Consider the following 18,448-nt stretch of genomic DNA (forward strand, 5'->3'; position numbering starts at 1 on the left):
CTCTTGGTAGAGTTAAAGCAGAAGTCGTGCCAGAAAATCGAAAAGCAGCAACAGCCGTGAGTTCAGAGGCTCACGGCTGTTGTGGAAGGCAGGTTTAGCGGAGGTTGATAATCGTCTGGGTGACGGAATCCGAAGTTTCGATGGTCTTGGCGTTGGCCTGGTAGTTACGCTGGGCGATGATCAGGTTCACCAGTTCCGCCGAAAGATCGACGTTGGACTCTTCCACCGAACTCGCCTTGATCGACCCCAAAGTACCCGTATCCGGTGCCCCAATGATCGGCTGTCCGGACTCGAAGGTTTCTACCCACGAGGTATCCCCCGTCGGTGAAAGGCCATCGGTGTTATTGAATGCCGCCAGAGCCACCTGCCCCAAGGACTTGGACTGTCCATTGGTGTAACGGGCAAAGATCACCCCCTGATCGGAGACATCCAGCCCGGACAAACGCCCGGTAGAGTAACCGTTCTGCTGCTGGTCATTGACCCCGAAGGATGCCCCGTATTGCGTAGCGTCCCCCAGGTTCAAGACAAAGGCCGAACTCGTGGGCGGCTCCGGAATGGGGCTCACGACGTTACCCGGGTTGATAGGCGGACCATCGGCGCCATTGGGATCGCCCGCGGCATTTTTCGGTACCCAGTCGGTTACGATAATCTCGCCATTGGTGTTGCCATTGATCGACTCCAGGGAACCGTCCTGGTTAAAGAGAGCGGTGTAAGGCGACTGGTCAGTGCCCGCAACCATTTCACCGTCGATTTGCAGATAAACAGACCATTGGCTTTGCCCCACCCCGTTTCCAGGGGATTGGTCTTTGACAAAGAATTGCGTCAACTCATGCGAGTTGCCCAAGCTATCGTAAATGGTCGTAGACGTAGCGTGATTATACGTGCGCTGGTCGATCGGGTTGAAGGCGTTGGTGACGCTTGGATTGGCAGCGCCATTGTTAAAGTAGGCCACGATATCGGAGCCCGCATCGGGCGAGGTAGCGCTGTTGATGCTGTCGTCGGCCGACAGGCTCATCAGGAAACCATCGGTTGCAACGGAGCCGCTATCGCCGGAAGCAACGCTGTCAAACGACGTGCTCAGATGCTGACCGCGGCTATCACGTAAAACCAGATTACCACCGTCCACCTCAGCACTGACGGAAGACAAGCCAGGCGCGGCCGTAATCGCGGCGGCAAGATTTTCTAAAGAGGCAGGCGACCCCACATCGCCGCTGTCGAATGTGACATCGGAAGCACCGGCAACCGAGACGCTAAACTGAAAATCGGGTTGACCCAAAGCATTGTTCAACTGGGTCAGATTCGCCCCGCTAATACGCTGCTCGGTGCGTGCCGACGCATTAATACCTTCGATACCGTTTAATAACTCGGCCAGGTAATCTGCACCCTGTCCAGGCGTCAGTGCCGTAGGCAAGGTTTGGGACTGCGTAGTGCCATCCTGATAAGTAAGAGTAAAAGATTCTCCAAGGATAGCGCTGGTCTCTGCGGCAGAGGGGTTAGACCCCTCTCCCCCGATCAGGAAGGCAACCCGGTTTTCGAGTACGGTCTGCCTTGAGTCCAGATTGACGTCGGTCTGCAAATTAGTCGTCCGCCGCGGCGCCAGGTTAGCCGTTTCAATCTGCAGATCCCCACGCACGCCTGAAAGGTTGCCATCGCCATCCGCGGTGTAGCCCTGAACGCGCATGCTTTGGTTATTAACCACATACCCGTCTTTATCGATACTGAACTGGCCTGCACGCGAGTATCGAATTTCGCCGCCGTTGTTCAGCATAAAAAAGCCATCGCCACTAATAGCCATGTCCAGGCCATTATCCGTAAAGCTGATATTGCCCTGGCCAAATGACTGCTTAACGTCCTGAACATTCACCCCATCGCCGATGGGCGCCGAACCCGACGACAAAAAACCGTTGGCATAAAGGTCGCCGAACTGGACGCGGCTCTCCTTGAAACCCACCGTGCTGGCATTGGCAATGTTGTTGCCAGTGACATCCAGGTCAGCAGACGCGGCTCGAAGGCCACTAAGACCGATATTGAACGCCATACTTCACCTCACTAAAAACTGTTAGTTAATCTGCCGCACATCGGACAGGGCGATCGAGCCCATACCTGCGAGGTTCAGGGTTACGCTGCCTGCGGTACCCAAGGAAACACTGTCCACATTGGCGCTGACCATCGTGCCGAGCTGCTCCGTGCTGCCGTTGTAGCTGCCACTGGCTTTGACCATATACGCGCCCTCCGGCAGATCATTGCCGCTACTGTCTTTACCATCCCAAGTAAACGACGTCTGACCGGCCTGGGCCGCGCCAAGGTCAATCTGGCGCACCAGTTCACCGGAAGAATTCATCACGTCGACACGCAGGCTCGATGTGGTTGCCGGTACACCGATTACGCCCTCAACTTCCCGGGAGGCCCCGAGAATGCCGGTCTGGGACGGCACTAGCACCGTGCGGCCGACCATTGCCGACGCCTGCAGCGCCTGAGTGGAGCGAAACTGACCGACGACGTCCTGCACGCTGCCGGACAATCCCTGCATCTCTTCCAGCGAGCTGAACTGGGCAAGCTGCGCAATGAAATCGCCGTTGTCTTGCGGCTCCAGCGGATTTTGATTCTTCAATTGAGCAATCATGAGCTCCATGAACTCATTTTTGCCCAACTCATCGGAGGCGCCGGCCGAACTGCTTTGCGTCTGATACTGACTCAGTACATCAGCGGCGGCGGTATTATTTATCGCGCTCATGGGTTACTCCTTACTGAGCCGGCTACGACTGGCCGAGGGTGAGGATGCGCTGCATCATCGACTTGGCGGTGTTCATCACGTCGACGTTCATTTCAAAGCTGCGGGAAGAGGACATCATGTCCGCCATTTCCTCGACCACGTTGACGTTCGGGTAATACACGTAGCCGTCTTCGTTCGCGGCCGGGTGATTCGGCTCGTAGCGCATCTGTAGCTGCGCATCGCTTTCAACCACGCCATCAACCTGGACACCGGCGGAGGCGGCGCCTTCAGGCCCCCAGCCGGAACCGAACCCGTCCTGATTCATCATGTTTTGCTGAATGGCGGAAAATACCGGCTTGCGCGCACGATAGGCTTCATCGGTGCTGGAACTGGCGGTTTCCGCGTTGGCAATGTTCGAAGCGGTGGTATTCAGCCGCAGGGACTGGGCGGTCATGCCGGAGCCTGCGATATCAAAAATGTTGCCGAGTGACATGGTATTGATCCTCTACCTGCGAAACCGTTACTGGCCGGTAATGGCCTTGGTCAGGCCGGTAAACTTGCTGTTCAGAAACTGGAAACTGGCCTGAAAATCCATCGAGTTGCGCATGAACGTGGCTTGCTCCTGTTGGGCATCCACGGTGTTGCCGTCCAGCGAAGGCTGGTGTGGATTCCGGTATAGTAGCGCTGCCCGTTCGGTCATGGCCGCTCCCGTGTCGATATGGCCGTCGTTGGTTCGGGTCATCGATAGCCCTTGGGACGTCGCCTCGGCGGCGCCCAGGGCGGCACGAAAATCGATATCCCGTGCCTTGAACCCCGGCGTGTCCGCGTTCGCCAGGTTGTTGGCCAAAACCTCAGCTCTTTGAATCCGGAGATTCACCGCTCGCTCATGCACACCCAAAGCGTTGTTGAAATTGATGGCCATACCGTTTCTCCGCGGAGTTGCCCAAAACAAAAAGTTGCCGAAAATCGACTTTGATGAATCTAAAGCAATTGGGATGCCAGATTGGCTAAAAGCGGGTGAAGGCGAGGCTGGAGCGGAAACTTTCTAGTTCTGGGATGCAAGCGGGGAAGCAAAGCGGCAAGAGCTTTCCCCCTGCCGGCTGGATGCAGTATTAATGCCTCAATCGTTGGGCCACCGCGAAACGAAACTCTTTGTTTCGGCCGGAGCGACGGACGGTTTATTGACGATTGGCGTACCAACGTAGAGAAAGCCGGTAATCGTTTCGTTTGCGGCCAGGCCGAGCCCTTCTCTCACCGCTGAATGGTAGGCGACCGGCCCGGTACGCCACATTCCCGAATATCCGCGAGCCTCCAGGGCAAGTAAAAGGAAAGCCATGCCACACCCGGTAGACAGCGATTCCTCGATTTCGGGGACCTTGGGATGCTTCTGATGGCGCGTAATACCGACAATCATCATGGGTGCCCGATGAGGCATTTGACGCAGTTTCTGAACCTTGGGGGCCAACGGATCATCCGGATCGGCCGCCGCCGCAAATACGTCGCCCAAAGCCTCCAAGCCGTCACCCTCGATAATCAGGTAGCGCCAGGGACGAAGGAGCGCATGGTCAGGCGCCCTGGCGGCGCAGGCAAAAGCCTCTTCCAGAACCGAGGCATCCGGTGCGGGTTCCGCCAGTCTTGGTTCGGACGAGCGGTTCAAAATCGAATTAACAAGCTCACTCATATAAGTTCCTGGTTTGTCAGGGGCCTGGTTTGACAAGGAAATATAAAACCAGATCGACGCAGATCGCACTATAATTGAGCCACTTCGGTATTACTGCTAACCTTGAGGCATACGTAGAAGTGCCTAATTTTTGGCGTCCAAAGCGGGTTTCAACGATAGCCGCGAAAGGCTCAGCCAAGGATGAGGTCCAGGACGCAGCAATGCCGTTTTTCCCTGGCTACCGGGGCACATGATTAATGCTTTGAAGACTATAACAAGAAGTTACCGGCGGAAAGTCATGACCCAAGAAGATCGTGAATTCAAAAGCTTTTCCGAGTTTTACCCCTATTACCTGGAAGAACACAGCAATCCTACCTGCCGCCGCCTACACTACTTGGGCAGCATGCTGGTCATCGCAGTACTGCTTTACACTATGGCCACTACGCAATGGATCTACCTGCTTCTGTTGCCGGTCATCGGCTACGGCTTTGCCTGGCTGGGACACTTCTTTTTCGAGAAGAACCGGCCAGCCACATTCAAATACCCGCTATACAGTCTCCTGGGCGATTGGGTCATGCTCAAGGACATGCTGACGGGCCGAATCCGGTTCTGAAATGATGAATGCACCGCTGGCGAGTGGCAAATCCCTGTTGCTGGACCCCCAGAGCAAACCCGTCGTCATTCCGCCGATGCCCGACTACAACGGTCGAGTACTGGCTTATGTGGGTGCAGCGGCCATTATTTTCACCGGCCTGCACACCGGCTTATTTGCTGCGTGGCTGATCTGGTTAATTCCCGCCGCCCTGCTCTGGCCGCACGCGGTTCATTTTATGACCCGGCGGACGTTTCTGCGGCAATCCCCCCGTATCCGCCACAAGATGCTGTTGCTCGATTGTGCCGTTGGCGGCGCGTTTGTGGGCACCATAGGCCTGATTGCCATCCCCGCTTTGTCCGTGACGATGATGCTCATGTTCAGTTGCATGCTGGTGGGCGGCATGCGTCAGTGGCTGTTCGGGATTCTTTGGCTCGTCATCGGCGCATTGCTTGGCGTGGGATTAAATGGTCTTGCACCCTCGCTTCAGGCGCCTTTGCTGTTGAGCCTCGTCGCTCTGCTTTGTACCGGACTGTACATCTGCATAACCGCCTTTTACGCCCATCAACAGGCGCGGGCGCTGATGACCGCCAAGTCCCAGATCCAATATCAGCGCGAGCAATCCATCGCCCTCTCCCACAAACTGTCTAAATACCTTTCGCCCCAGGTGTGGCAATCGATCTTTACCGGCGAGCGGGATGTAAGGTTGGAAACCCAGCGTAAGAAATTATCCATCTTCTTCTCGGATATCAAAGGCTTTACTCAGCTTTCCGAGGAAATGGAGCCCGAAGCCCTGACCGAGTTGCTCAATCACTACTTCAACGAAATGTCTCAGGTCGCGCTTAAATACGGCGGTACCATCGACAAGTTCGTGGGCGACTCGATCATGATCTTCTTTGGCGATCCCACCAGCAGAGGACCCCGGGAGGACGCCCTGGCCTGTGTCTCGATGGCGATCGATATGCGCAAGCACATGAAGATCATGCGCCAGAAATGGCGTAGCCAAGGCATCAAGACACCACTGGAAATTCGTATGGGCATCAGCGCCGGCTATACCACGGTCGGCAACTTCGGCGCTGAAAACCGAATGGATTACACGATCATCGGCAAAGAAGTGAACTTGGCGAGCCGACTTGAGTCCCTGGCCGATCCCGGAGAAATTCTGATTTCCTACGAGACCTTCTCGCTGATCAAGGACAAGATTATGTGCCGGGACAAAGGGGAAATTACGGTGAAAGGTTTTGGCCGCCCGGTCCCTATCTACGAGGTCATCGACTTCCGCCGGGATCTGGGCGCCGAACGCAGCTTCCTCGAGCACGAACACGCCGGCTTCGCGATGTACCTGGATTCGGACAAAGTTAGGGGCAACGAACGGTCCGATATCCTGCGCGCTCTGGAAGAAGCCGTCGACCGTCTACGTCAGGAGGACGACGTTCCTTAACGCCGGCCCTCGCGACCACGGTTCTAATCGCCATGCATTCGAGCGCATGTAGCTTGCGGGGCCGGCGGCTTCGGTTCACTGCCTCAATAGGCGGGGCATCGGCGGTTCATGCGGATCGGTACTGCGCCAGGGATTGATATCCAAACCGCCACGGCGCGTGTAATGAGCACTCACGGTCAGCGACTCAGGCTGGCAATAGGTCATGAGGTCGGTGAAGACAGTCTCCACACAGTGTTCGTGAAAATCCTGCTTCTGGCGGAACCCCACGACATAGTGCAAAAGCGACGCCCTGTCGATCTTCCGACCCGAATAGCGAATCAGCAAACTGCCCCAGTCCGGCTGGCCGGTCACCGGACAGTTGCTTTTCAGCAAGTGAGAACATAACGCTTCGCTGACCCTATCGCCGCCAGCGGCCAAACGCTCTGGACACGGCGTGTAGGCATCAACCTCTACCGGCTCATCGTCGATCAACTCGAAATCCTGAGGCCGGGACACGATGCTTGAGGGCGCATCCACCGAATAGATTTCCACCGACACCACCGCCCCGCATGCGCTGGATAGATCCTCGCCAATCCGCTCTTGCACCTGTTCGTGACTGGAAAAGACTTCCTGGTTCAGCGAATTCAGGTACAGCTTGAGCGACTTGGACTCGATGATAGTCGGCGAGGCCGCCGGTACGCGGATAACGCCCCACCCGACAGCGGGCACGCCGCTCGGACGCAACCACGACAACTCCCAGGCCTGCCACAAATCCGCACCGAACCAGGGCCAGCGGCCATCGTCTAGCCCAATCCGGCGCCGGTTATCCTGGCGCGGTACCGGGAACAATAGCTCCGGCGCGTAACGCTCCGGATACTCGCTACTCTTGCCCAAAGGGGCGTCGTGCAGTGCCATAGTCTTATCCTGTTCGTAGCCTTATCCTGTCCGTAGCGGATCGTCTTGTCCTGTCAGTGACGGATGCCCTTACCGCGCGCCAGCATCCTCAACGAAACAATGATCAATAACACAATGAAGACCAAAATCATGGTCAGCGATATACCAACATGCACATCGGAGAAACCCAGAATGCCGTACCGGAAGGCGTTCACCATATAGAGAATCGGGTTGATCATCGACACGCCCTGCCAAATATCCGGGAGCAACTTGATTGAGTAGAACACGCCGCCCAGATAGGTCAACGGCGTCAGTATGAATGTCGGCACGATGGAAATGTCGTCGAATTTCGTGGCCAGCATCGCGTTGATAAACCCGCCCAACGAAAACAGCATCGAGGTCAGTGCCACCGTCAGCACCGTCACCAGCGGGTGATGTAAAGACAGGTCGGTAAATCCAAGCGAGAGCAGCGTTACAATCAACCCCACGCCAAGCCCCCGAACCATGCCGCCGGCCACGTAACCCGCCAGGATCAAGTAATTCGGTACCGGTGAAACCAGCAGTTCCTCAATGCTGCGCTGAAACTTCATGCTGAAGAAAGATGACACCACGTTGGCGTAGGAGCTGGTGATGACCGACATCATGATCAGCCCGGGCACAATGAATGACATGTAGTCGTAGCCTTCCATTTGCCCGATGCGCGAACCAATCAGATTGCCGAAGATAATGAAATACAGCGTCATCGTAACGGCTGGCGGCAGCAGCGTCTGTGGCCAAATCCGAGTGAAGCGGCGCACCTCCCGGGTGACGATGGTCATGAATGCCGTTAGTTTGGCCTGAGGGCTCATGACTGGGCCTCCCCATCGCCATTGGGTTGGACCATGCGAATAAACAGCTCCTCCAGACGGTTGGCCTTGGTGCGCATACTCACCACCCGCACGCCTTTGATATCAAGTTGACTGAACACTCCGTTCAGATCTTGCCCCCGGCGTACATCCACTTCGAGTTGGCCGTCACCGTTGAGGCGGGTTTCGAAATCCGGCAACAGGGGAACCTCATCGAGCGGCTCGGCCGTGTCTAGCAGGAAGGTCTCCAGACTAAGTTGCTTGAGCAAATCGCGCTTGCTCGTACTCTGGACAATTTTCCCAAGATCGATGATGGCAATGTTACGGCAGAGGGCTTCCGCTTCTTCCAAGTAATGGGTGGTGAGGATAATCGTGGTGCCTTGGCGGTTCATTTCCTCCAGAAAGGCCCACATGGAACGCCGCAATTCGATATCGACGCCGGCGGTGGGCTCGTCGAGAATCAGCAGGCGCGGTTCGTGGACCAGAGCGCGGGCGATCATCAGTCGCCGTTTCATGCCGCCGGACAGCATGCGGGCGGGTGAATCACGCTTGTCCCACAGCCCTAGCTTGCGCAGATAACGCTCTGCCGAATCCCGGGCCTGCCGAATGGGAATGCCATAGTAACCGGCCTGCGTGACGACAATATCGAAGACCTTCTCGAACTGGTTGAAGTTCATCTCCTGGGGCACCACCCCCAGATTCATCTTGGCGGCGGACAGATCGGTATCGATATCGTGCCCAAACACGGAAACCTGGCCACCGGTCTTGTTCACCAAAGAACAGACGATGCCCAACGTGGTGGACTTTCCAGCGCCATTGGGACCCAGCAGGGCGAAGAAGTCCCCTTCCTTTACCGTGAGATCGATACCCTTGAGCGCTTCGAAACCTGAATCGTAAACCTTGCTCAGGTTCGCGATCCTGAGTGCATCCGTCATCGGTGCTTGCCTGTAGTCGGGAAAAGCATTTGAAGAACCAGAATTCTGGCCAATGTGCCGTTAGCACACTAAGCGAGGAGATCCGCAAGTGCTCCTTCTATAGTGGCGATTCTTGCGAATTCAACCCTTTGCGACGCGTGCTGGGCTCGCCCGCGCAACGGATAGGATGCGAGAGGGATAGGCCTGGCCTCAGGTGCACATGACTTTGGCAAAGTGCGACGGACGTCCAACAACAGCCCCATTTCACTCCCTATAATCGAGGCAAAACAACGACAGACCGCCGCAGCTCAACGGACGGCGAACCATGGAAAGAACGGCAGACTATGCGACTCAAGCCCCTTGTGTTGATCTCGTCCCTTGCCCTGCTGCAAGGCTGTTTTGGCGGTGACGGCGATGATGGGGATGACACCCTCACAGGCCAGCTCACGCTCACCGGCGTAGAGGGCCTCGACTATCGAACCCAAAGCCAAACCGGCGAAACCGATTCCGCCGGGCGGTTCAGGTACTATCCGGGCGAAACCATCAGCTTTTCGATCGGCAACCTGGAAATCGCCTCTGGCGTGCCCACCGATAAGGTCATTACGCCCTTACAGTTTCTGCCTGAAAGCCGCGCGGCCCTGCAAAGCGCCATTGCCGACGAGCAGGGCCTGCTCAGCCATAAGCCGGTCGAACGCCAAGTCATCGGGCTTCCGGCGCTGATCAACCTTACCCGCCTCTTACTCACACTCGATGACAACCAGTCTACGTCCGACGGCGACGGCGTGACCGTCACCGACCGCGTAATCAGCCAACTTAACGAACAATTGAACACCCTGGACGCGGAGATCGATTTTTCTCAGCCGGTCGGGACTTTCGCCTTGGCAGATATCCCTGAAAACAGCGAGGACGCTCCGGAGTACTCGGCGGTGAATCGGCTCCTACGCGAGATCTGCTTCTATCCGGAGGATGACGAGTTGTGCCAGCAACCGCCCACCCAAGCGGAAATCGATGCAGCACCGGAACTGGGCGACGGCGAGGAGCGTGATCCGGACATCGACTACACGCAAGATCTCGAAAACAAACGCGATCGTATCCTCGACGCCATCCGAGACGTCAACGACATCGACCTGGAGGACGTTGAGGAATACCTGTTGCGGGAACTCGACCGGATCACCACCGACAGAGCCAACGATTACTACCTGAGCACCGTTACCGCCAATATTCCGGCAACCGATACTGATATTCGCGAGGTCTTTATCAAAAAGATCGGCGGAAAACCGGATGTGCTGCAAATCGAAGCCAAGAGTACCGACCCGTCGGCGGTTGTCATCCATAGCGCCAGCGCACAGACCCACTCGGTGGAGTATTTTATCGATGGTGCGCCGGGGGATGAAAGCGACCTTATCGTCAACTTCCGCCCGGCAGGGGATTACCGATGGTTGCGCAAACCGTTACGAGTCATTATCGAATAACGCGCTCACTCAGACCGAGCGAACCCCGGGGTTGTCCATCTAGGGTGTAGCTAGGACGTAGCGTCGCGTCCCTCCCTTGTAATGAAGAGCTAGAGCAGAATCAGCCGATCAGATGGCGCCAGCTCCAGCGGGAGCTGGCGCCAGTGACCTCGAAATGCCGTGGGTCCAGGCCTTCCGCTCCGAACGGCAAGCAGTTGCTGACCGATAGGACCTCGGACGATTCACGCCCCTCGTTGAATTCCGCCAGATTGACCACCTGGGCCGCTCTTAGTGGTTTCTGCTCAGTGTCGGTCATGACCATGACGTGAGGCCAAAGGCGCCGCCCCCGGGAATTGGAGACAACCGCCCCTCGCTGACCGTTACTCAGTTGCACCAACGTACCGGTAGGATAGACGCCGATTGACTGGATGAAGTGCTCCACCAAATCCTCCTGGAACTCTATATTGCGTAGCTCATAGAGATGCGCCACGGCTTGCGCCGGCGTCATGGGCGTTTGTTCCTGACGGGGCTCTACCAAGGTCTCGTAGTAATCCACCAGACCCGCAATCTTTGCCAGCAACGGAATCCGGTCCCCTCTAACCCGAGTCGGAAACCCAGAGCCGTTGTGGCGTTCCCGGTGATACTGCACGACATTAATCACCGCGCGCGGCATGTCCGCCTGTTGCAGCCGATGGACACCTCTTGCCACATAAGTCCGGAATTCGGCGTACGCCTCGGCGCCCAGCATCGTTTCGTTGCGGACAAGCTCAACGGATAGATCCAGCTTACCCACATGGCACAGCAGCGTTCCCAGGGCCAGATTAGTCAGGGCAACAGAGTCCAAGCCCATATGCCGGCCGCACACAAGCGACCAGACTGCAGCGTTGAGCGAGTGACGGTAACTGTAGTCATCGTGCTGGCGCAGGCGGGCCACCCAGAGCATGGCATCCGGGTTGCGGATTACGCTGCCGGCCATCCCTTTCGCTACCCGGCTCAGCGGGCCGAAATCCGGCGAGTCGCCGGCACGAAGCTGACGTTCAACCTGCTTGAGTGCCTTATCCACATCCAACAACACGCGCTGGCTATGGCGCACCTCTTTCTTCAAGCTGGCTGACAGCGGATAGGCCTTGCGGTTGCGCACCTGAATAGGGGGCAACTGAACGATGTCCTCATCGACCCGTTTGGCGCTGCGACGCGTAAATATAGGAGCCTTTGAGGCTTCATATTCGGACGTGTCGCGGGTTTCGGCCACATCGACCATAACCCACTTACAGTAGGAGGTTAGTGAGCGTATTTCATCCTGATTGCGGATGTAGAAGCCCTGAATCGGAAATGGCGTCTCATGCCACGGGCGATCCAGGTCGGACACAAATGCGCCGACCACCAAATCCTGAACAGCAACCTTATTTTGGCGGACACCCACGGTGTACTCAATCCCATGACATCAATCGATGTTTTCATTCTGACGCGCTCAACCCAAGACACAATTACAGTTTTGTACCTACCTGTAACCGAGGCATAACAGTTCGTTACAGAGTTTATCCGCAAGCAACAAAACGTAGCATTGAGATCGCGTTAACGGTGTGATCGTGACAGGGGTCACATTATAACGTGGCGGCAGCGAGGCTAATTGGCGTTGCAAACGCTAGCATCGAATTCAGGCGGACGTGCGGATAGGCTATTGCGTGGGGCCTGGCGCACACGAATCGTGTAAGGAACGACCGAGGCACGCAAGTAATCTTGGTTGACGGTTTCTCCGTCGACCATGGTCTCGCTAATCTTGGGTTTACATGAAACCACAAGCTGCAACTCTCGCTCCAGTTGCAGGACCCGCTCCGCGTTGCTGATGCGCATACACTGAACCTGGGCATCAGCTGCTTGACCCGTTGCCGCAACAAGATCGAGCTCGGGGCTTCCGCAGGCAACAATACCTTTACCGCAGTCTCCAGCGTGAGGTGGCTGCTGACCTTCATCCTGCAGGGACCAGGTCCGTGTGCTGCACTGGGTTTCCAGGCGTACAGGTGTCGCCTCGTCCGAGGCCACCCACCAATCGGGATAATCAACCGTTCTCCAGATCACCCGAAACTGGCGCTCCTCACCAGCCGAATTAGCGGCGGTAAATGCACCGTAATGCGTACTGTAGGATGCACACCCACTAGCAGCGGCCATGACTAGGAAAAGTAGGAGGAAAGGCCGGAAATTCGTTTTCATCATTGATCCATGCCAATCACGCAGGGCTTGAGCGCGCCACCTTGGGGCGGGCTTTTACGCCAAACCAGCCACACATCTATTCATCGATAAACTGAAGCCCGAAACCATCGACGGACATACGCACGACTTCCATTTCAAGCACAGGCGCGGGCACAGGCAGCCCCTGGACCTGAACTTCCACCCGATCCCCTAACTCAGGCAGTTCACTGCCCTCAGAAACGATGAAAATACCGCCATCGGAGATATCGCGGGTATTGTATACCCTCCGCCCGAGGGAGGGGTGGGTAACACTCACCTGCGCATTTAAAGCGGTGCGGATATGGGCACGTCGGTTACTGGACATCGTTGAGCTCAGTTACAGCTTTGAAAACATATGGATGCGCGGGCCGGGGCCGCACACCTGATCCTTTGTTTGCTGGAGAGCATAGCACTAAATACATTGAATTTGCCTGCAATTATTTGCAAACCGGTAGTTGATATTTGCAATCATTAAAATGAGAATACGTTCGTTTCTTATCATCGGTCAGAATTTAGGGAGTTTCATGCGATCATTGCTCCCGTGAAATGATAAAACCCTAACTTTCCCTGACATTGCAGGAGTTTACTATCCATGTTCAAGCGCACTTCGGCCACGGCCCTAACGGCAGTTCTTCTTGTTTCAGCCCCGACCTTCGCGAGTGCAGACGGTGAAGTGAATATTTATTCCTACCGCCAGCCGTACCTGCTAGAACCCCTCCTCGAAGCGTTCACCCAAAAGACCGGCATTGAGACCAACGTCGTGTTTGCCAAGTCAGGACTGGCCGAGCGGCTTGAGCGCGAAGGTCGCAATAGCCCTGCCGACGTTGTAATGACCGTGGATATCTCCCGGCTCAACGAGCTGGTCGAGCGCGACTTGACCGCATCCGTGGAGACCGATGCGTTGATGAACGCTATCCCGGAACATTTCCGTCATCCCGAGGGCAAATGGTATGGCCTGACAACGCGCGCGCGTCTGATTTTCGCCTCCAAGGAGCGGGTTGAGGCCGGCGAAATCTCCACCTACGAACAGCTGGCCGACGATAAGTGGAACGACCGTATCTGTACGCGCAGCGGCAAGCACCCCTACAACGTTGCTCTGATCTCCTCGATGATCGCTCATCATGGCGAAGCGGAAACGGAAAAGTGGCTTGAAGGCGTCAAGGACAATCTCGCGCGTAAACCCCAGGGCGGCGACCGGGACCAAATCAAGGCGGTTGCCGAAGGTGTCTGCGATATCGCCATCGGCAACAGCTACTACTACGGCAACATGCTGGAAGACGAGAACCAGCGTCCCGCCGCCGAAGCGGTCAATCTGGTCTTCCCCAACGCTGATGGCCGTGGCACTCACGTGAATATTAGCGGTATGGCCCTGACTCAAAGCGCGCCTAACCGCGACCAGGCGATCAAGTTCATGGAATACCTCACGACGCCAGAGGCGCAGTCTATCTACGCCAAGGTTAACTTCGAATATCCAGTCAATCCGGATGTCGAGGCTTCGGAGCTGGTATCGAGCTGGGGCGAGTTGAACGCGGACGACCTTTCACTGCAAAAAATCGCAGAAAATCGCGAAGCGGCGGTCAAGATGGTCGACCGGGTTAACTACGACAACTGATCGACGTTGTTAAAGCGGGAATCTGGAAGGGGGTCTGCTAAACTGCGCGCCTTTCGGACTCCCGCAACAGGATAGGCATGAATCAGGCGGCTGACAGGCTCCCCACCCGGGCACAACTCCAGGCACAGCAGGGACAAATGCGCTCGGGAACTGCCAAGCGGTGGGTCTTTTCAGCCGCCCTCACCACGTTTCTCGTGGCCCTGCCCGTTTTATCGGTTCTTTATCTGGCTTTTTTTCCGGACGAGAACATCTGGCCGCACCTGATCGACACCACGCTGCCTATCTATCTCTCCAATACCTTCAAGCTCATGCTTGGGGTAGCGACTCTGACGCTGGTGATCGGCGTTGCCACGGCTTGGCTGGTGACCATGTGCCAGTTCCCCGGTCGGCGCTTCTTCGAGTGGGCGCTGCTGCTGCCATTCGCCGTCCCTGCCTATGTCATTGCCTATGTGTATACCGATCTTTTGGATTACGCCGGGCCGGTGCAGATTCTTCTGCGTGATATATTCGGCTGGCAGAACGCCAATGACTACTGGTTCCCTTCTATCCGCAGCCTGCCCGGTGCGACCCTGATGATCGGCTTGGTGCTCTACCCCTACATTTACCTTCTGGCCCGTGCCGCTTTCCTGGAACAGTCCCCCTCTCTGTTTGCCGTTAGCCGCAGCTTGGGCCAGTCCGCATTCGGCACGTTTTTTCGTGTTGTTTTGCCGATTGCGCGTCCAGCCATTGCCGTCGGCCTGTCCCTGGTTCTCATGGAAACGCTCAACGACTTCGGCACCGTCGACTTTTTTGCGGTCAACACGCTTACCGCGGGGCTGTTCGATACCTGGCTGAATCTGGGGAATCTCGGCGGCGCGGCGCAAATCGCCACGGTGATGCTCAGCTTCGTTCTGATCCTCGTGACGTTAGAGCGGTTTTCCCGGCGCCGCCAGGAACAATACGCCGCCCGGGACCTTCGCGACCCACTGCATCGCTTCCGCTTGTCCGCCAGACGTCAGGCCCTCTGCGTCCTGGTATGCACAATTCCGTTGCTATTGGGTTTCGTCGTGCCTGCACTGGTGCTGGGTTACTACGCGTGGGAATACTTTGCAGAAAGCTGGACGGATACTTTTTTGCGCAATGCGCTGAATAGCATATTACTGTCCGGCGCTGCGGCCTTGACGACCCTGGCCATTGGCCTCTTGCTCGCCTACAGCCGCCGCCTGCACGACACCCGCGGCATGCGCATCCTGATGCGGCTATCCAGTCTCGGCTACGCCATGCCCGGCGCGGTGCTCGCTGTAGGTGTGATCATTCCGCTGGCCGCATTCGACAACTGGCTCGACCTGCGGATGGAAGCGTGGTTCAACTGGAATTCAGGACTGCTACTCAGCGGCACCGCCTTCGCCATCGTGTTTGCCTACACCGTGCGATTTCTTGCGGTGTCCGCCGGCAGCCTGGAAAGCGCTTTGCAAAAGATCACGCCCAGCATGGATATGGCGTCCCGTTCCTTGGGCGTACCGGCGGGCAAAACGCTGATGCGCGTCCACTTACCCATGTTGCGCGGGACACTGCTCACCGCAGCGTTGGTGGTCTTTGTGGATTGCATGAAGGAATTGCCGGCTACGCTGATCTTGCGGCCTTTCAATTTCGACACCCTGGCGACCTATGTCTACCAGTTCGCCTCGGATGAGATGTTGCGGCAAAGCGGGTTGCCGGCGTTGATTATCGTGTTGGCCGGCATCGTGCCGGTGATGGTCATGAGCCGCTCGATTGCACAATCACGGGAATTTCATTGAGTTTTGCCAACCCCCGGCCCGGCCATCGCTTGTTCGGACTTGAGGACGACAAACCGGCCGCTAAAGGTGGCCGCTGGAAACGCCGATCCGCGTTCGTCCACAAAAACGGTGGACTCCAGACAAACCCGTCCCTTACCCCGTCGTTCAACACTGCGCGCGAAACGCAGCATGTCATTTTCCGGCGGCAGGGTGCAGCGGGCATGGAAATCATTGCTGACCGGCAACCCGTAGTCCATGGTGCCCGATTGGATGACAACCCGTCCCATCAGATTGCGTTCTTCAAGCCATAGTTCCAGTAAAGACCAGGCGGCGGTCACCGCAACGGCATAAAGACTGCCTCCAAACCCTGTGCCGTGATGGTTATAGTTGGGGGCCAAAGGCGCGCGGGCAATAATGCTTGTGCCGGTATAATCCGAAAAGGTTACACCCAAAGCGCGCGTTAGCGGGATTTCTTCGTTGATACGTTTTTTCAACTGGGCAAGTTGCGCCATCGAAACACCCTCCTTTATGGCCAGTGTAAACCGCGCCGGATAGACACCCAATTCGACCAAAGGCGGTTCCCGGAATTCCCCTGTCGATAAAGCGTTCTCCAGACGAAAAAAAGGCCTCGTTCGAGGCCCTCTTCATACGGCGCTATGCGGCATCACAACACCCAGCCTTCGCGGCTACTGCCAGATTACCGGCTGTTTCGTCTCGTACCATCGGTCCGTATTAGCCTGGTAAGCATCCTCAACCACGTTGCGCTTGAGCTTCATCGTCGGTGTCAGGAAGTCGTTTTCGATGGACCATTCATCCTTGACCACTGCAATGAACTTCAACTGTTCATGGGGATCGATTGCCTGGTTAACGTCGGTCAGCAGTAGTTTGAAGCTCGCTTCCAACTCGCTGCGGAAGGCATCATCGGCGGTCTTGCGCTGGGCGTCTTCGGAGAGCATCACCAAGCAATGGGGTTGTGGGTAATTGGCACCCGATACACACACCATCTCGATATCCGGGTGACTCATCAGACGATTCTCGATCGGGGCGGGAGCAACATACTTGCCCTTGCTGGTCTTGAAGATTTCCTTGATGCGACCGGTCAGCTTCAGGCGCCCCATATCGTCGATCTCACCCTTGTCGCCGGTACGCAGGTAACCATCCTCATCGAAGGTTTCCCGGGTTTTTTCGTCGTCCAGATAGTAGCCCATCATGGTGGCCGGGCTTTTGACCAGCACTTCGCCCTGTTCGCTGATCTTCACATCCACGCCGGGCAGCGCTTCGCCGACATAGCCGGTGCGGGCCCGACCGGGCTTGGTCATGTGCGAATAGGCAAAATTCTCCGACATGCCATAGCCTTCCAGCAATTCCAGGCCAAGGCCGCGGTACCATTCCAGAATATCGTGCGACAACGGCGCGGAGCCGCTACCCGCAAATTTCACATGCTGTAATCCCAGGTTAGTCAGGATTTTTTTCTTGATCACTCTATTCAACAACGGAATGCGCAACAGCTTCTCGAGCTTTTGCTGCGGCATCTTCTCGAACACCCCGTGCTGGAACTTGGTCCAGATCCGCGGCACCGCCAGGAAAAGTGTGGGCTGAGCCCGTTTCAGATCGTCGACAAAGGTGTCGAGCGACTCGGCGAAGTAAAGCTGAAACCCGCGATACATGGACCCCAGCTCCACAACGAAACGTTCGAACACATGGGACAAAGGGAGATAGGAGAGCATGCGTTCGTGAGCGGAAACTTCCAGCGCTTCGGTTCCGCCCACCGATGCGTATCCCAGATTGGCAAAGCTCAACATGACACCCTTGGGCCGGCCGGTGCTGCCCGAGGTATAGACGATAGTCGCCAGTTCGTCGGGCTCGCGGGCAACGTTTTCCTGAAGTGGCGGATACTTGGCAACGATATCGTCCCAGGTTTTGAAATCGTTCCCAGGGCTCAACGGATAGGAAATACAATGCACCGATTCCGGTACACCGGACTTCATGGTCTCCCAGTCATCCAGCTTGCCGACAAACAACGCTTCACAACGGCTGTGATCCAATACATAGCGGACGGTATCCGCGTTCAGAGTGGGATACAGCGGCACGGAAATGTGCCCGGCCATCCAGATCGCCCAATCGGACATGATCCAATGGGCACAGTTTTTGGAAACAATGCCGATGCGGCTCTTATCCGGCAGATTCAACGATTTGAGGTAGGAGGCCATGCGGCGCGCCTCGCCGACAGCCCGGCGCCACGTGTAATCCATGACTGCGCCGCCGCCCATCGGCTGTGTCATGTAGATGTCTTCCGCCTTGGCGGTTTCCCAATGGTAGATCATCTCGAGTGGAAGTTTGTTTTTGGTGTCCATGGACTGT

At 56.5% G+C, this 18,448-nt stretch carries 18 protein-coding genes; 5 read left to right on the forward strand and 13 right to left on the reverse strand.

The genetic code is table 11. The features are described from left to right. Positions 1 to 94: 94 nt before the first annotated feature. From FXO11_RS10945 to FXO11_RS10965, 5 genes are all read right to left on the reverse strand, one after another. Entirely contained in the window at positions 95 to 2,038 is a 1,944-nt protein-coding gene (locus tag FXO11_RS10945) for a flagellar hook protein FlgE (RefSeq protein WP_148863003.1), read from the reverse strand. Between the two features lie 21 nt (positions 2,039 to 2,059). Next, positions 2,060 to 2,734, reverse strand: coding sequence for a flagellar hook assembly protein FlgD (locus FXO11_RS10950; protein ID WP_148863004.1), 675 nt, complete (start codon positions 2,732 to 2,734; stop codon positions 2,060 to 2,062). 22 nt (positions 2,735 to 2,756) lie between these two features. Beyond that, positions 2,757 to 3,206 carry a flagellar basal body rod protein FlgC gene (gene flgC, locus FXO11_RS10955; RefSeq protein ID WP_148863005.1) on the reverse strand — a complete coding sequence of 150 codons (450 nt, stop codon included), beginning with the start codon at positions 3,204 to 3,206 and terminating at the stop codon, positions 2,757 to 2,759. Between the two features lie 27 nt (positions 3,207 to 3,233). Continuing rightward, positions 3,234 to 3,635 (reverse strand): flagellar basal body rod protein FlgB, encoded by a 402-nt coding sequence (flgB, locus tag FXO11_RS10960; RefSeq protein WP_148863006.1) that lies wholly within the window; start codon positions 3,633 to 3,635, stop codon positions 3,234 to 3,236. Positions 3,636 to 3,833: 198 nt separating this feature from the next. Then, positions 3,834 to 4,394, reverse strand: a complete 561-nt coding sequence (locus FXO11_RS10965; protein ID WP_148863007.1) for a nitroreductase family protein — start codon at positions 4,392 to 4,394, stop codon at positions 3,834 to 3,836. Between the two features lie 277 nt (positions 4,395 to 4,671). Between FXO11_RS10965 and FXO11_RS10970 the strand changes: the two genes are divergently transcribed. Further along, on the forward strand, positions 4,672 to 4,986 hold the full coding sequence (locus tag FXO11_RS10970) for an Mpo1-like protein (protein ID WP_148863008.1): 315 nt from the start codon (positions 4,672 to 4,674) through the stop codon (positions 4,984 to 4,986). Between the two features lies 1 nt (position 4,987). Further along, positions 4,988 to 6,406, forward strand: a complete 1,419-nt coding sequence (locus FXO11_RS10975) for an adenylate/guanylate cyclase domain-containing protein (RefSeq protein ID WP_406565630.1) — start codon at positions 4,988 to 4,990, stop codon at positions 6,404 to 6,406. 75 nt (positions 6,407 to 6,481) lie between these two features. Here FXO11_RS10975 and queF read toward each other — a convergent pair whose 3' ends face one another. From queF to FXO11_RS10990, 3 genes are read right to left on the reverse strand one after another with little or no spacing between them, the layout of a single operon-like run. Next, on the reverse strand, positions 6,482 to 7,300 hold the full coding sequence (gene queF, locus FXO11_RS10980) for an NADPH-dependent 7-cyano-7-deazaguanine reductase QueF (RefSeq protein ID WP_148863009.1): 819 nt from the start codon (positions 7,298 to 7,300) through the stop codon (positions 6,482 to 6,484). A 53-nt stretch (positions 7,301 to 7,353) separates the two neighbouring features. Then, positions 7,354 to 8,127: an ABC transporter permease gene (locus FXO11_RS10985; protein ID WP_148863010.1), complete on the reverse strand. Its 774-nt coding sequence runs from the start codon at positions 8,125 to 8,127 to the stop codon at positions 7,354 to 7,356. After that, positions 8,124 to 9,059: an ABC transporter ATP-binding protein gene (locus FXO11_RS10990; RefSeq protein ID WP_148863011.1), complete on the reverse strand. Its 936-nt coding sequence runs from the start codon at positions 9,057 to 9,059 to the stop codon at positions 8,124 to 8,126. The genes FXO11_RS10985 and FXO11_RS10990 overlap by 4 nt, the downstream gene beginning before the upstream one ends. A gap of 323 nt (positions 9,060 to 9,382) precedes the next feature. Here FXO11_RS10990 and FXO11_RS10995 point away from each other — a divergent pair, with 323 nt between their 5' ends. After that, positions 9,383 to 10,510 carry an organic solvent ABC transporter permease gene (locus tag FXO11_RS10995; RefSeq protein WP_148863012.1) on the forward strand — a complete coding sequence of 376 codons (1,128 nt, stop codon included), beginning with the start codon at positions 9,383 to 9,385 and terminating at the stop codon, positions 10,508 to 10,510. Positions 10,511 to 10,610: 100 nt separating this feature from the next. Here the strand turns inward: FXO11_RS10995 and FXO11_RS11000 are convergent, their stop codons facing one another. The 3 genes from FXO11_RS11000 to FXO11_RS11010 all read right to left on the reverse strand — a co-directional run bounded on the left by FXO11_RS11000 (position 10,611) and on the right by FXO11_RS11010 (position 13,043). Continuing rightward, positions 10,611 to 11,912 carry an HD-GYP domain-containing protein gene (locus tag FXO11_RS11000; RefSeq protein ID WP_148863013.1) on the reverse strand — a complete coding sequence of 434 codons (1,302 nt, stop codon included), beginning with the start codon at positions 11,910 to 11,912 and terminating at the stop codon, positions 10,611 to 10,613. Positions 11,913 to 12,115: 203 nt separating this feature from the next. Then, the gene (locus tag FXO11_RS11005; protein ID WP_227545858.1) at positions 12,116 to 12,568 is read right to left on the reverse strand and encodes a hypothetical protein; all 453 of its coding nucleotides are present in this window, start codon (positions 12,566 to 12,568) and stop codon (positions 12,116 to 12,118) included. 208 nt (positions 12,569 to 12,776) lie between these two features. After that, on the reverse strand, positions 12,777 to 13,043 hold the full coding sequence (locus FXO11_RS11010; RefSeq protein ID WP_148863015.1) for a PilZ domain-containing protein: 267 nt from the start codon (positions 13,041 to 13,043) through the stop codon (positions 12,777 to 12,779). A 267-nt stretch (positions 13,044 to 13,310) separates the two neighbouring features. Between FXO11_RS11010 and FXO11_RS11015 the strand changes: the two genes are divergently transcribed. Next, the gene (locus FXO11_RS11015; protein WP_148863016.1) at positions 13,311 to 14,330 is read left to right on the forward strand and encodes a Fe(3+) ABC transporter substrate-binding protein; all 1,020 of its coding nucleotides are present in this window, start codon (positions 13,311 to 13,313) and stop codon (positions 14,328 to 14,330) included. A 77-nt stretch (positions 14,331 to 14,407) separates the two neighbouring features. Further along, positions 14,408 to 16,108 carry an ABC transporter permease gene (locus tag FXO11_RS11020; RefSeq protein ID WP_148863017.1) on the forward strand — a complete coding sequence of 567 codons (1,701 nt, stop codon included), beginning with the start codon at positions 14,408 to 14,410 and terminating at the stop codon, positions 16,106 to 16,108. Here FXO11_RS11020 and FXO11_RS11025 read toward each other — a convergent pair. Then, complete coding sequence (locus FXO11_RS11025) at positions 16,102 to 16,599, reverse strand: YiiD C-terminal domain-containing protein (RefSeq protein ID WP_148863018.1); 498 nt, start codon at positions 16,597 to 16,599, stop codon at positions 16,102 to 16,104. The two genes, FXO11_RS11020 and FXO11_RS11025, sit on opposite strands and share 7 nt — an antisense overlap. A 174-nt stretch (positions 16,600 to 16,773) precedes the next feature. Then, complete coding sequence (locus FXO11_RS11030) at positions 16,774 to 18,441, reverse strand: AMP-binding protein (protein WP_148863019.1); 1,668 nt, start codon at positions 18,439 to 18,441, stop codon at positions 16,774 to 16,776. Between the last annotated feature and the right edge of the window lie 7 nt (positions 18,442 to 18,448).

The organism is Marinobacter fonticola, assembly GCF_008122265.1.
In the GTDB taxonomy this organism is placed as follows: domain Bacteria; phylum Pseudomonadota; class Gammaproteobacteria; order Pseudomonadales; family Oleiphilaceae; genus Marinobacter_A; species Marinobacter_A fonticola.

What these genes read in the sequence shown, in the direction of transcription:
- FXO11_RS10945 (WP_148863003.1), bottom strand. Translation starts at nt 2,038, where the DNA reads ATGGCGTTCAATATCGGTCTTAGTGGCCTTCGAGCCGCGTCTGCTGAC.
- FXO11_RS10950 (WP_148863004.1), bottom strand. Translation starts at nt 2,734, where the DNA reads ATGAGCGCGATAAATAATACCGCCGCCGCTGATGTACTGAGTCAGTAT.
- flgC (WP_148863005.1), bottom strand. Translation starts at nt 3,206, where the DNA reads ATGTCACTCGGCAACATTTTTGATATCGCAGGCTCCGGCATGACCGCC.
- flgB (WP_148863006.1), bottom strand. Translation starts at nt 3,635, where the DNA reads ATGGCCATCAATTTCAACAACGCTTTGGGTGTGCATGAGCGAGCGGTG.
- FXO11_RS10965 (WP_148863007.1), bottom strand. Translation starts at nt 4,394, where the DNA reads ATGAGTGAGCTTGTTAATTCGATTTTGAACCGCTCGTCCGAACCAAGA.
- FXO11_RS10970 (WP_148863008.1), top strand. Translation starts at nt 4,672, where the DNA reads ATGACCCAAGAAGATCGTGAATTCAAAAGCTTTTCCGAGTTTTACCCC.
- FXO11_RS10975 (WP_406565630.1), top strand. Translation starts at nt 4,988, where the DNA reads ATGATGAATGCACCGCTGGCGAGTGGCAAATCCCTGTTGCTGGACCCC.
- queF (WP_148863009.1), bottom strand. Translation starts at nt 7,300, where the DNA reads ATGGCACTGCACGACGCCCCTTTGGGCAAGAGTAGCGAGTATCCGGAG.
- FXO11_RS10985 (WP_148863010.1), bottom strand. Translation starts at nt 8,127, where the DNA reads ATGAGCCCTCAGGCCAAACTAACGGCATTCATGACCATCGTCACCCGG.
- FXO11_RS10990 (WP_148863011.1), bottom strand. Translation starts at nt 9,059, where the DNA reads ATGACGGATGCACTCAGGATCGCGAACCTGAGCAAGGTTTACGATTCA.
- FXO11_RS10995 (WP_148863012.1), top strand. Translation starts at nt 9,383, where the DNA reads ATGCGACTCAAGCCCCTTGTGTTGATCTCGTCCCTTGCCCTGCTGCAA.
- FXO11_RS11010 (WP_148863015.1), bottom strand. Translation starts at nt 13,043, where the DNA reads ATGTCCAGTAACCGACGTGCCCATATCCGCACCGCTTTAAATGCGCAG.
- FXO11_RS11015 (WP_148863016.1), top strand. Translation starts at nt 13,311, where the DNA reads ATGTTCAAGCGCACTTCGGCCACGGCCCTAACGGCAGTTCTTCTTGTT.
- FXO11_RS11020 (WP_148863017.1), top strand. Translation starts at nt 14,408, where the DNA reads ATGAATCAGGCGGCTGACAGGCTCCCCACCCGGGCACAACTCCAGGCA.
- FXO11_RS11025 (WP_148863018.1), bottom strand. Translation starts at nt 16,599, where the DNA reads ATGGCGCAACTTGCCCAGTTGAAAAAACGTATCAACGAAGAAATCCCG.
- FXO11_RS11030 (WP_148863019.1), bottom strand. Translation starts at nt 18,441, where the DNA reads ATGGACACCAAAAACAAACTTCCACTCGAGATGATCTACCATTGGGAA.